9 protein-coding genes are annotated in these 12,466 nt (G+C 63.2%); 4 read left to right on the top strand and 5 right to left on the bottom strand.

Going from position 1 to position 12,466, the window contains the following annotated elements; all coding sequences use genetic code 11:
* The first annotated feature begins 138 nt into the window (after nucleotides 1-138).
* The 4 genes from G3480_RS15715 (at nucleotide 139) to G3480_RS15700 (ending at nucleotide 2,982) form a co-directional block, all read left to right on the top strand.
* The gene (locus tag G3480_RS15715) at nucleotides 139-351 is read left to right on the top strand and encodes a DUF4351 domain-containing protein (RefSeq protein ID WP_164654843.1); all 213 of its coding nucleotides are present in this window, start codon (nucleotides 139-141) and stop codon (nucleotides 349-351) included.
* A gap of 255 nt (nucleotides 352-606) precedes the next feature.
* Complete coding sequence (locus G3480_RS28990) at nucleotides 607-1,509, top strand: FHA domain-containing protein (RefSeq protein ID WP_164654842.1); 903 nt, start codon at nucleotides 607-609, stop codon at nucleotides 1,507-1,509.
* A gap of 414 nt (nucleotides 1,510-1,923) precedes the next feature.
* A complete protein-coding gene (locus tag G3480_RS15705) occupies nucleotides 1,924-2,181 on the top strand; it encodes a hypothetical protein (protein WP_164654841.1) in 258 nt (85 codons plus the stop codon).
* 501 nt (nucleotides 2,182-2,682) lie between these two features.
* Nucleotides 2,683-2,982 (top strand): hypothetical protein, encoded by a 300-nt coding sequence (locus G3480_RS15700; protein WP_164654840.1) that lies wholly within the window; start codon nucleotides 2,683-2,685, stop codon nucleotides 2,980-2,982.
* Between the two features lie 64 nt (nucleotides 2,983-3,046).
* On the opposite strand, the gene G3480_RS15695 is transcribed toward G3480_RS15700, so the two are convergent.
* The 5 genes from G3480_RS15695 to G3480_RS15675 form a co-directional block, all read right to left on the bottom strand.
* On the bottom strand, nucleotides 3,047-4,309 hold the full coding sequence (locus G3480_RS15695) for a sigma-54 interaction domain-containing protein (protein WP_164654839.1): 1,263 nt from the start codon (nucleotides 4,307-4,309) through the stop codon (nucleotides 3,047-3,049).
* Nucleotides 4,306-7,365 (bottom strand): peptidase domain-containing ABC transporter, encoded by a 3,060-nt coding sequence (locus G3480_RS15690; protein ID WP_164654838.1) that lies wholly within the window; start codon nucleotides 7,363-7,365, stop codon nucleotides 4,306-4,308. The genes G3480_RS15695 and G3480_RS15690 overlap by 4 nt, the downstream gene beginning before the upstream one ends.
* A gap of 100 nt (nucleotides 7,366-7,465) precedes the next feature.
* On the bottom strand, nucleotides 7,466-8,215 hold the full coding sequence (locus G3480_RS15685; RefSeq protein ID WP_164654837.1) for a peptidylprolyl isomerase: 750 nt from the start codon (nucleotides 8,213-8,215) through the stop codon (nucleotides 7,466-7,468).
* 311 nt (nucleotides 8,216-8,526) lie between these two features.
* Nucleotides 8,527-9,891, bottom strand: a complete 1,365-nt coding sequence (locus G3480_RS15680; RefSeq protein ID WP_164654836.1) for a beta-barrel domain-containing protein — start codon at nucleotides 9,889-9,891, stop codon at nucleotides 8,527-8,529.
* A gap of 87 nt (nucleotides 9,892-9,978) precedes the next feature.
* A complete protein-coding gene (locus tag G3480_RS15675; RefSeq protein ID WP_164654835.1) occupies nucleotides 9,979-12,417 on the bottom strand; it encodes an FHA domain-containing protein in 2,439 nt (812 codons plus the stop codon).
* Between the last annotated feature and the right edge of the window lie 49 nt (nucleotides 12,418-12,466).

Raw genomic sequence — 12,466 nt, 5'->3', positions numbered from 1 at the left:
GTCGGATCAGTGTCCGCTTTCAGCTCGGAATGCTGTCCGCTTTGACGTCGGATTGGTGTCCGGTTTGGATCGGAATAGGTGTCCGGATTCGGCCGGAATACTCAATATAGGCAAGACTACCCCGACGAGACACAGGCCATGAGTCGATTCGCCGAACGTTTTCGTGAAGAAGGCATGCGGCAGGGGATGCAGCAAGGCGAGGCTAGGGTCTTGGCGCGACAGCTGCGTCTGAAATTCGGCGAGCTGCCGGATGCGGCCCAGATCCGCATTGCCCAGGCCGACGAGTCGACCCTGCTCGAATGGTCCGAGCGGGTGCTGACGGCGACTTCGCTCGATGAAGCTCTGCGCTAGTGCCACTGCCGCGCCACGCGCGCCTACCTTTAGAAAGCGCTCATCAATTGTTTCCCGATGTGAGTGATCCCGTCCGAAATCCCCCCTGGCCCCCCTTTGCGAAAGGGGGGAAGTTGTTGATGGACACTTTCTAGGTTGATTTCTCCGGCTCGCGGCGGCACCTCTCATAAGGCGATGTTGTTACCGTCAGGGTCGGTGCGCCGCATGCGGTCGCCGGGAACAATAGACCTGGGTAGCCAATCGAGGTAAGGGCTCGTGTATGAGCCATTAGACCAACAGCACGCCATCTTTCTCGGCATCCATTGGAGCTGGACCGATATTGGTCGGAGTCCGGATGCTGGCTTGGACTTACCCTTCGACGAGGCCTTGACTGAGACAGTCTCAGCCACCTTGGCGCGTTTCGGCGGTGCTCTTGTCGTCGAGAGCCCTAATGATCTGGTCTGCTCGCTAGAGTCTGCCCAGTGCGCCATCGAAGCGGTCTCGGAAATCAATCAGCGGTGTGCCAAGGAGTGCGTTGGGCGGCATATCGCACTGCGCATGGGGATAGTGGTCAACGACGAGCCTCCCGATAGCCCGACGGAATCGGCCGAGGTGATTGCCAGCGTGAGGCGTCTTGCGAGCCTTGCAAGTCCTGGTGAGACCCTTGTGCGGACACTTGACGCGCTCACTTCAGGCGACTTGAAGTCAAGGCTCACCCCGGTCGACACATCCGAATGGGATGACGCCCCGGAATTCGCCGACGCCTACCTCTTCTCGGTGAATTGGCAAGATCAAGTCGCGACGCGGGTGGTGAAGGTCCTCACCCCAGACCGACAGGTCACCCGTGTCAGTAAGCTGCGCTTGCGCTGGCGAAACCGGCATTTGGTGCTGAGTCCGGACTCGGGCGAGCTTTCGCTTGGTCGAGGCGCCGACATGGATATCACCATCGATTCGGAGTTTGCCTCACGGGATCATGCTCGGATCCGCTGCCAGGGCTCTGCCTTCATTCTGGCCGACGTAAGCACCAATGGCACCTACGTCAACTTAGATGACAGTGTCGTCTTCATCCGCGATGACGAGGTCATCCTGCGCGGGCAGGGTTGGATCAGTCTGGGTAAGCACGCCTCCGAATCCTTGGGCAAGGTCCTGTATTTCTCATCCGAGACCAGTGCTCCTTAGCCGTACCTCGACCTTGTGTGCTTCCGCGGAACGACTGCGCGCTAGGTTCGAGCTGTTCGCTTATTCCAAGCGAGGTCCCTCTGCCGGGTGTGATCAGAGCGGATGGCGTGGCCGCCGACATCTCAAGATGTGTTGTTCTTAGGCCAACGATTTCTTGCCATTGTGACGCTGGCGCCAACATATTCTCTGGCTTGGCCTGTGAGGCGGCAGCTCAATATCCCTGATACTGCTGCAGTTTTGTGCCTTTCCGATTGCTCTCGAAGGCGCGGCTCAAAATTTGCTTAAATTTTTGACGGCACAACGCCCGATCAGGCCGCTGTGGCGGGATGTCGGAGAGCCCTGGCGTTGTCGATTGGGGCTCCTATCTCGGCCGGTCCGGCGGACTCAATGCATTTATCTTGAGGTGAGACGACCATGTTGACCATTAATGATCTCAGTGTGAACGAAGAACTCGACCGTGCAGCCATGCGGACCGTGCTTGGCGGGATGAGTCTGCAAGGCTTGCCGGCATCCTGGTTCAGTCTGGTCAACGCCCCGACCATCGATACTGGCTCACATTTCTTGGCGCAGAGTCAGTCCTTGGGGATCGACCAGTCTTCCAACATTGGCGGGCTCAATCTAGTGATCTCCGACCAGACCCAGAATGGAGTGGCCGGGCAGACGACCCTCTAAGACGGATCCGGAACGCACGGTTGCGAGTCTCGATCAGGTCTTGCCCTCTCTGACCGGCTGGCTCCTCGTGGCAGCCGTATCGGTAGGGGCTCAAGCTAGATGAGAGAAGGTTCGCTTCAAGCTGGCTTTTTGTTGAGTTCTGTTGGCTATCGAGCCACGATTTCCGGCCAATGGCTAGCCTTGAGCCTAGATCCGACAACTCGAATCGCAAAGGACGCGAAGAGAAACAAAGGCTTTTTTCATTCGGACGCTTCACCTGGAAGGTGTGAGCCTCGGCGCAGGCGCAAGGCATCGCGCCTCAGTCAGGCAGTGCGACGTGGGAGCGGCGCCCCGCCGCGACGAGCGCCCCATCGCGGCGGGGCGCCGCTCCTACCGACTGCGCGGTTGGACCAATCGAGGATCGAAGCCCATTGTTGGTACGAGAGATGCTTAGAGATTTGCAGGGGATGCGCCTTAGAACCACTCGAAACCAAGAGCCGACCGAATAGCGGAGAGAGACCCATGGCAAACCTGAAGATCGAAAACCTGGCCTTGAGCAAAGACCTGGATCGAGACGCGCGGGCAAAGGTGCTCGGCGGGCGGATGAGCTTCGGCTGGATCACGCCCTATACTGAGCAAACCAGCGCCTCATCGCCCTTCAACGTCCTCGTTGGCGAGGTGAATGTTTACAACTACAACCTGATCGATCCGGTCTTCCACACCGTGAACCAGGTGGAGTACACCAAGATCGACATCGGTAGTGCGATCGACTCGTCCATCACCAATACGGTGGGTCAGTCGCAGAACGGGCTGGCGTCCTAAGGGGGCTCTTGGGTGCCGGTTTTGGTGGTCCGAGACAGCCCGAACGGCTGTCGATGGGAGCCGCCTAGGCGTCGGTCTGCTTACGAAAGTCCTTGTAACTCAGGCCGTGCTTCTTGAGGATGGTCTGAAGGTGAGAGCGGTTCATCCCGATCTCTTTCGCCAGCGTCGAGACCCTGCCGTTGGCCATGCGCAGGCCTTCTTCCAGGTAGAGCCTTTCGGCCTCGTCGGCCGCAGCCTTTTTGGCGTCCGCGAGCGACAGGGACGCGAGGTCGAAGGCGACGCCGGGGTTCGATGTGGTGGACTTGGGGCGCGCGGTGACTGGAAGATGGTCGACATCCGCGACCTCGTCCGCCAAGCAGCTGACACGGAGCATGATGTTACGCAGCTCGCGGATGTTTCCGGGATAGTCGTACATGAGCAGGTGGCGCCGCAGGCGGCTGCTCATCCTCACTGGCGGTCGGCTCATCAGCTCGGCGGCCTGGTCGGCGAAGAAGTCGATGAGCACCGGGATCTCGTCGCGTCGCTCGCGCAGCGGCGGCAGGGTGACCTGGATGACGCTCAGGCGATAGTAGAGGTCTTCGCGAAAGGTGCCGTCCTGCACCATCTGTAAGAGATCGCGATTGGTTGCCGCCACCACCCTGGCATTGACAGGGATAGGCTGGTCGGAGCCGACGCGCTGGATCTCATGGTCCTGCAGCACCCGCAGCAGCTTTACCTGTCCTGGTAGCGGCAGCTCGCCGATCTCGTCGAGGAAGATGGTCCCGTCGTTCGCGGACTCGAACTTGCCCCGGCGGTCGCTGGTCGCGCCCGTGAAGGACCCCTTCTTGTGGCCGAAGAGTTCGGATTCGATGAGGTTCTCGGGGATAGCGCCGCAGTTGACCGAGACATACTCCTGCTCTGAGCGACTCCCGTTGGCGTGGATCACCTTGGCTAGGAGTTCCTTGCCGGTGCCGCTCTCGCCGTCGATCAGCACGGGCAGCTCGGTCGGTGCTGCCCGCTCCGCCGTCTCCAAACACTCCAAAAGGGCCGGATTGTCGCCGAAGACGCCGTCGTAGACGAAGTTGCGGTCGAGCAAGGCCTGCCGGCGCTCGGCACTCGTCAGTTCCTCGGTGGTGCGCACCTTGGCCGTCGCGCTGATGAAGCGGTCCTTGTGGGACAACTGCATCACCTCGGTGCGTAGGCCGTTCGCCTGGTTCAGCAGCTTCTCGATCTGCTCGCGGTCGAGCGCGGAGGCCCAGCGCAGTGTGGAGCGCAGGATCTCGATCTTTTCGAGGACGCCAGCGAATGAGACCCTGGTCTCCTGTGGCTCGATGTCGACGACCTTCATGAGGCTTGGGCGATCTGTTTTTGGACCAGTTGGTAATACATGCCGTGCTTGGCGACAAGCTCGTCATGGGTTCCGGACTCGACGATGGAGCCGTCATAGAGGACGAGGATGTGATCGGCCTGCATGATGGTGCTCAACCGGTGCGCGATCACCAGCGCCGTGCGCCCTTCGAGGATGCTCTGCATCTGGTCCAGGATGTTGCTCTCCGATTGGGTATCGAGCGCCGAGGTCGCCTCGTCGAAGATCAGCATGCGCGGCTGGCGATAGAGGGCGCGGGCGATGCACAGACGCTGGATCTGCCCGCCGGACAGCCCCATGCCGCGCTCGCCGACGATTTGCTCATACCCCAGCGGTAGATTGCTGATGAAGCCGTGGGCATCGGCCATCTTCGCGACTTCGATCACCTGGCGCCGGTCCGGATTCTCGTCGCCAGCGGCGATGTTCTCGCTGATGGTCCCGGAGAACAAGAGATTGGACTGCATGACATAGCCGATCTGCGCCCGGAAGTAGCTCATATCCAGTGCGAGCAGGTCATAGCCGTCGACCAGGATGCGGCCCTCGCTCGGCGGATAGAAGCCCACCAGCATCTTGGCGAGCGTGGTCTTGCCCGACCCGCTCAGCCCGACCACGGCGACCATCTGCCCCGGTTTGAGTTCGAAGCTGATGTTCTTGAGCACGTAGGGCGTGTCCGTTTCACCGTAGCGAAAGTAGACGTTCTCGAAGGCGACGTGGCCTTGCAGGTCGGGCAGCACCACCCGTGACGCGGCATCCGCGGCGCGCTGCTCGGGCTCCATGTCCAGGATGTCGCCGAGCCGTTCCATGGCAACCCCGGCCTCGTTCACCTGATTCCAAAGACCGACCAGGCCGAGCAGTGGGGCCATGACGCTGCCCGTCAAAGAATTGAAGGCGATCAGCTGGCCGATGGTGAGTTCGCCCGAGAGGACCAGGCTGGCACCGAACCAGAGGATGCCGATGGTGGTGGCCCCGTTCAGCAGCTGGCTGGCGGCACCCACGAAGATGTTGAAGCGCTTTGCCCGATACTGGACGTCGAGCGCCTTGGCGTAGCGGCCCTCCCATTTCATCCGCAGTGGGCGCTCCAGCCCCATGCCCTTGACGGTCTCCGAGCCGCCCAGGGTCTCCATGAGGATCGACTCGGCATCCGTACTCGAGGCGAAGGCCTCGCGCGCATAGCGCTTGAGGCGCGGTGTGACCGAGACGGTCAGGATGATCAAGGGGACGATGAAGCCCATGAGCAGCAGCGTCATCTTGGTGTTGTAGATGAAGAGGATCGAGAAATAGATGAACACCATGAGCAGGTTGAGCACCGTGCTCACGGTCGACTCCGTCAGGAATGCACGGATCTTCTGATTCTCTTGGAAGCGCGCGATGATGTCGCCGGTGCGGCGCGTCGCGAAGAACTTCATCGGCAGCGACAGCGTGTGCTGCAGAAACTGCGACATCATGACGAAGTCGAGATTGCGCACCAGGTAGTTCGACAGGAAGGCGCGCATGACGGCGGTCAGCTGGGTGAACACCTGGGTGATGACCAGCCCCATGATCAGCAGGTGCAGCAGGCTGACGTCCTGGTGCACCACCACGCGGTCGAGGATGTTCTGGATGACCACGGGCGGCACCAGCCCGAGGATCTGAATCACGAAGGTGGCCAGGAAGAGGTAGCCAAGGATCTTCTTGTAAGGCTTGAGATAGCCGATGAAACGCGCCCAGGGCGACTGGGCCTCGGCGACGTTGACCAGCTCCGCCGTCGGATTGAAGAGCAGACAGGTGCCGGTCCAGCCCTTCTCGAAGTCCTCGACCGTCAGCTTGCGAAAGCCCGGGCCAGGGTCCGCGACCCAGACATGGCTCTTGGAGACGCCGTAGACGATGATGTAGTGATAGCCCTCCCAGTGCGCGATGAAGGGCAGATCGAAGCCCTGCAGGGCGTCGAAGGTGCATTTCACGCCGCGCGTATTGAAGCCCAGCGATTCGCCGACCCGCGCCAGGCTGTCCAGGGTTGCGCCCTGGGTGGTGACGTTGGCCATCTCGCGCAGCTTGCCGAGCGTCATCCCGATGCCGTGGTGCTTGCAGATCATCGCCAGACAGGCGGCACCGCAGTCCATCTCTTCCGCCTGCTTGACCAGCGGGAAGCGCTTGATGATCCGCTCGCCCATCTTTGGCCGAGACTTCAGATCCATCAGCAGGGGACGGCTGCGACGCTCCTCCAGCTTCTTTTGGCGCTCGAGTTCGCGGTCGAAGAAGCCGATGCGCTCGAGCAAGACGTCGCGCAGCTTGGGATTGTGCTCCAGCAGCAGGCGGACCGCTTGCTCGGGGACGACCAGGACCACGGCATCCGTCGCCGCCTGGGCGCGTGCCGGCTGCTCTTGGCGCATCAGGCAGGCCTTCTCGCCGAAGACCTCGCCGGATGCGAGCTTGAGGATGCGGTACTGCTCGCCGTCCTCCTCGCGCAGGATCTCGACCTCGCCCTGACGCACCACGTAGAGTCGGCGGTCCTCCCGATTTCCTTGCGCGAGGATCTGTTGGCCGGTCGCAAAGCGCTTGAGGCCGACCTGCTGCGCCAGCTGGTCCACCGCCTCTTGCTCGATCTTGCCCTTGAGATCGAAGACCCCGACGAGGAAGTCGCCTGCCGAGCGCAGGGCGACGACACTGGTCAGCCGCTCGCGAGCCTCCGGGTTGGCGGCGATCAGCGGCGAGAAGGCTTGGCGCGGAATCGCCAGCAGCTCGGTCTTGCGCGAGGCGCGCAACGCCGTGGTGTGGCGGTAGTCGCGCAGCGCGGCGATCTCACCGATGACGTCGCCGGCCTTGCGCAGCCCGACGCTGACCTCCTTGCCGCCGTCTTCGGTGAAGAGCCGCACCGAGCCCTTGCGCACGACGAGCAGGTGATCACAGGGCGCACCCAGCTCCGCGATGGTCTCGCCCATCTCGAAGCGGCGCACCTCGGCCCGCGAGGCGAGATGACGCAGCTCTGACTCGGAGAACGCCGAGAGTAGGTCGACTCTAGAGAGAAACTCAGCGACCTCTGGATCGAAGGCATCGTTCAACCAACTGACTCCTTAATCCGAAAGATAAGCCACCAGCCACCAGCCACCAGCCACCAGCCACCGACCACTGACCACCGACCACCAGCCCGATCCGCGGCGCTCAAAACACCTCGACGCGGTGCTCGCGCGCCTTGGTGGCGAACCACTCCTCCCGCAGCCTGCGCTTGACCTCTTCCTTGGTGTTCTCGGTGAGCTGGGCGCTCTCCTTCTGGTCGATGCGGAAGACCTCGAAGAAGGCATCGCCGACGGTTGCAAAGGGTCCGAGGATCGCGCCCTCGGCGGCATTGAAGATCTTGCCCTCGACCTCGGGCGGCAGCGCACCCCTGAGGACGCGCCCGATGCGCCCAGCCTCGGTGCGGGTGTCCGCCAGCGAATACTCCTCGACCAGCTCTTCGAAGGCCTCCGGCTCTTCTTCCAGGATGGAGATGATCTCTTTCGCCTTGCCTTCCGAATCCACCATGATGTGGCTGATCGAGATGGCGTCGAACTTGGGCGAGTTCAGCCGGAAATACTCCTCGATGGCTTTGTCATTGGAGACCTCGGCCATCATCTTCTCGTATTTGAGCATTTCGATGATGAACTGCTCGAACTCCTCGAGCGACACGCCCATGCCGTCCAAATAGCGGTTCATGTCCGCCGCCCGATGGAGACCGCGGATGCGGCGCAGATCATCCGCGCGCTCCTGCACCTCGTCCTCGGTCAGGGGCATGCCCTGTCGCGTCGCCGCGTGGCTGGCGACCTTCTCTTTCACGATGTCTTCCAGCAGCGAGTTGAAGCGCCCCGTCAGCTTGAGCAGCTTCACGAATGCATCGCTGTCGATCACTTCGTCATTGATCTTGATAACGTTCATCCGTTTCCCCTATTCGGCCTCGACTTCAGGCATGAGTGATGTGCTTTCGCACGAATGCTGTTCGCTGCGCTTGCGCGTCTCTCAGCGGCCTGGATAGGGCCGCCGGCCTTGAGCGACCCGAGCGCGGCGTCGATCATCGTTTCGGCCAGTCGTCTTCCGTAGGGTGAACAAGCGCAGCGCAGTCCACCAACGCCGAGGCGGGATTCGGTGAACTTCGCTCGCGCTCGTCCACCCTACCGGCCCAACTGATGACTAAGGCCCCCGAGCGCTCCCACCGACTCGAGCGGCTGGGGTGCGGTTCCAGGGTCATCTCATAGATTGCGCAGCGGATCGAGTGCCAGGTCGATCAGACGTCGCTCGCGCACCACGATCTCAGCCGTGGCGATCATCCCGTAGCGTAAGGGATAGACCTGATCGTCCACCTCGAACTGATCGCGCTCCAGGCTGATGCGCGCCTCATAGACCGGCTCTTTCGACTGTGGCGATAGCTGTGCCGCAGGCGCGAGATACTCGACGATGCCCTCGATTTGCCCGTATCTCTGGTATGGGAAGGCGTTGAACTTCAGCTTGGCAGGCTGGCCTTCACGCAGGAAGCCGCGATCCCGCTCCGGGACTTCGACGACCAGCAGCGGCCGCGCATCGCTGGGCGCGATGCTGCCCAGCGGGGCGTTCGCGCCGACCTGCTGACCAGGCTGGGTCACCGCCAGATCGGTCACGATGCCGGAGACCGGGGCCAGTACCCGCAGAAAATTCTCATCGTCGATATTGGCGAAGCTCACGCGCCGCGTGGCCTGGGCGCGCAGTCGGGCGCTCTGCAGCTCGGCGTCGATCCGCCGCTCTTCCTGCTCCAGGTCTTTCAGCAGCCTGGCACGCTCCAGCTTGAGGGCGTTGAGCTTCTGGTCGCTGGTCTCGAGTTCGGTTCTGGCGGACGTATAGGCCCGCGACAGTTCCAGCTCCAACTCGCTCAGCTTCGCCTCGGCGACGCGCGCCTCGGCCTCGGAGGCGTCATAGGCCGCGCGGCGGTCCTCGACCTCTTTACGGGCGACGCCGCCGCCCCCAGCGCTGTTGAAGAGGCGCTGGTACTTCTGATAGTCGGACAAGGCCAGATCGCGCTGACGGTTGGCCTGCTCGAGGCTGGTCCTCGCCTCCTCCAAGCGCGCCTTGTTGGCCTCGGTCAGACGGCTCATTCCCTCGGCGAGCCGGCGTTCATGGGCGGCGCGCTCGATCTCGATCTGCCGCTGCAAGGATTCCGATTCATCGAGCTTGAGTAGCTTGGTCTGAGGAAACTGCTCGACGCGAAACTCCGCCTCGGACAAGGCGATCTCGGCATCGAGCGCGTTCGCGGCGACCTCGACCGCGCGTCGGGCGTTCAGCCGCGCCATGACGTCGCCGGCGGTCACGGGCGTGCCCTCGGCGACGTAGAGATCGACGAGTTCGCCTTCGACGGGGGCGTAGACACGCCGCACTTCCCCTTCTGGCTCCAGCGCGCCCGAGACGGTGACCATGACGTCCGCCCGACCGATGAAGGCCCAAGCTAGCGCCGCGACCAGCAATCCGGCGATGACCAGCAAGGTCGCCTGAATGAGGCGCGATGGCTCGGCGGTGAGGATCGCGATGCCTTCGGCGCTGTGGTCTTCCAAGGCCGCCTGCAGCGGCTGCAACTGGTCTTCGCTCATGGATCCGTCGGTCTCGTCGCTAAGTGAGCGCTCTTTGGTGCGCGCTGAATTCGGGATTGCCGCTCGTCTGATTGGGCTGCGTCGAGCCTAGCGCAGGCGCTCCGGCAGCAGGGCCTGCTTGCCCTGCAAGGTCGACTCGGCCACCACGCCGCTGAGCTCGTCGAGCGCCTGGTGCTGCAGGGCCACCTCGCGCTCGATCTCGGTCAGCGTGGCTGCCTGCCGCTGCGGTGGCTCTTGTCCGCTCTGCTCGAAAAGGCGGCGTGCCTGGCGTGCGTTGCTCGCCGCCCGTGACAGCATCGCCGCGCGTTGCTTGTAGGCTTGGCTGACGCCTGAGCGCAAGCGCAAGGTGCTGGTGATCCTGCCCTCTGCGCGATAGTCGTCCCAGGCGCCCACGGCCGCCTCGGCGGCTTGCAGCGCGCGTCTTTCGACCGCTGTGCGGCTGTCTGCGTACTGACGCTCTAAGCGCTTCTGGATGTGCTGATCGCGGTTCGGGTCGAGCGTCTGATAGAGCTGAAGCAGTCGCTCATCATAGGTCGGCGAGCGCGCCAGCCCCTGCAAGGCGTTGACCTCGTCGAGGATTCCTTGCATGCGTGCGATCTCGCGCCGGGCGATCTCGCCCGAGGGATCCTGTGACAGCGCCTCGAGCTGCGCCAGCGCGCGCTCGGTCTCGCCGGCGCGCCAGGCATCCAGTGCGGCGGCATAGGCGTCCAGGAATGTCTGCTCGGGGAGCTGGTCCCGCACGAGTCGCTCAGCGGCCTGGGCGAAAGCCTCGGCATGGAACCGGGTCGTCGTCGCCAGTTGAATCGCAGCGATGACACGCTGCTCCGATGCCGCCGCGACCAGCGCGCGGTAAGCGCTTAGATCCTGCTGCAGTGCCTCGAATCCACCCAGCTGCGAGTAACGCTCTGCGTAGCCGTCGAGTTCGGCGCTGAGTCGATCGAGCGATCCGTCGCGCAGGTGCCGCGCGAGCGTCGCTTCCAGTTGCCTGACAGCGGGCGCGTAGACCGAAAGCTGGCTCTCGAGGGCGCGAATGTCCGAACCCGCCTGCTGATAGGCGTCGCGATATCGTCGCATGAGCCCAGCGTCGCTTGGCGGGATCACGCCGAGCAGGCGCTGGGTTACCTGGCGTTTGTCTGGGCGTGGGCGGTTCCAGGCGTCGACGATCTCGCGGACCCCTGCCACTTCCCGATCGAGCACGCGCAATGGAGCCTCGACGCCACCGTGCTGGCGGACCAAGCGCTCGACGTCACCGATCAGGGCGAGGGTGTCCAGATAATCCTGGCTCCAGGGCTGTTGCGGCGCGGCGGCACGGCCGGCTTCGAGGGTTTGCTGCATCCGCGCGAAATCCTCGCTGTCGTGGGCGTCGAGCCAAGGCTCGAGGGTCGTCGCGGCCAGGGCGCGCAACGCCAGCCGCTCGAATGCGCTATCGCCCTGCAGTGACTCGAAATGAGTGCGTGCGACTTGGAGTGCCTCGTCGCCGCGCCCAGCGGCCAGCAGCGACTCGATGCGCTCGGTCGGAGATTCGCGCGCGATGAAGTAGCCGGCTGTGCCAAGCAAGGCGAGGAGTGCGAGCGCGCCAATCTGCAGTCGCCGCCAGGTCGTCCGGTCGATCTGCTGGAGCAGTCCGGCCTTACGCTTGCGCCCGGCGGCGGCACTGCCCGCTGTTTTCGACGCTGGCACAGCGCCTTCGCCGGTCGCCGCAGCGTCTTCGCCGGGCTGAGGACCTGAGCTGCGATTGTCGACGCAGAGGATATCGAGAAAAGAGGTGCCAGCCGCCAGGAAGGTCGTCTTGTCCAGCTCCGCCGACGCAGCTCGCTTCGCGGTGCTTGCTTGGGCCGGCGGGCGCGCCACTGGCTGCCCCTGAATGGCGATGCGGTAGACGAAGTAGCTGCCCCCGAATGCCACCTTCTGTCCGTTCTCGAGGACCACTGGATCAGCGCCGACGCGCTGATCGTCCAAGAAGGTGCCGTTGGTGCTGCCGAGGTCTTGCAGCAGGAGCTGATCGCCTTGTCGAGACACCTGGGCATGACGGCGCGAGATGAAGTCCAACTCGGCTGCGGCGCGCTGGGCATACTTCGCGAAGGTCGGCGCGCTCTTGCTGACGAAGAAGGGGAAGTTCTTGATCCTGATGGGATCCGGGCCCGCTTGCGGATCCGCCGGCTCGAGCACGAGGGTGATGTCGGTGGGCGCCGAGACGCTGCCCTCGGTCTCGGCGCTGTTCTCGGGCAGCTCGATGCGAAAGGGAAGCTCGCCGCCGAAGTTGATCTCGTCGCCGCCCTTGAGCGCCACCGGCTTGTCGGCGACGGCCTGACCGTTGACGAAGGTGCCGTGCCGACTGCCGAGGTCAACGACATAGAGCGTTCTGTTCTTGTCGTAGAGACGCGCGTGGCGCTCGGACAAGCGCGCGGTGCGCGTCGCGGGCAGCTGCCTGAAATCGCCGCGATCACGCCCAACCCCGACCAGCGCATCGCGGATCTCGATGACACTCAGGTCGGGGGAGTCCAGAGGTACGAGTCGAATCCGCATCGTCTAGGCAGAATTCCTGTGCCAATGATTCAAGTCGGCCGCTGCAAGC

It is taken from the genome of Thiorhodococcus mannitoliphagus (assembly GCF_010915725.1).
GTDB lineage: Bacteria > Pseudomonadota > Gammaproteobacteria > Chromatiales > Chromatiaceae > Thiorhodococcus > Thiorhodococcus mannitoliphagus.
Note: the sequence above shows the minus strand (reverse complement) of the source record. Positions and strands in the feature narration are given on the sequence as shown.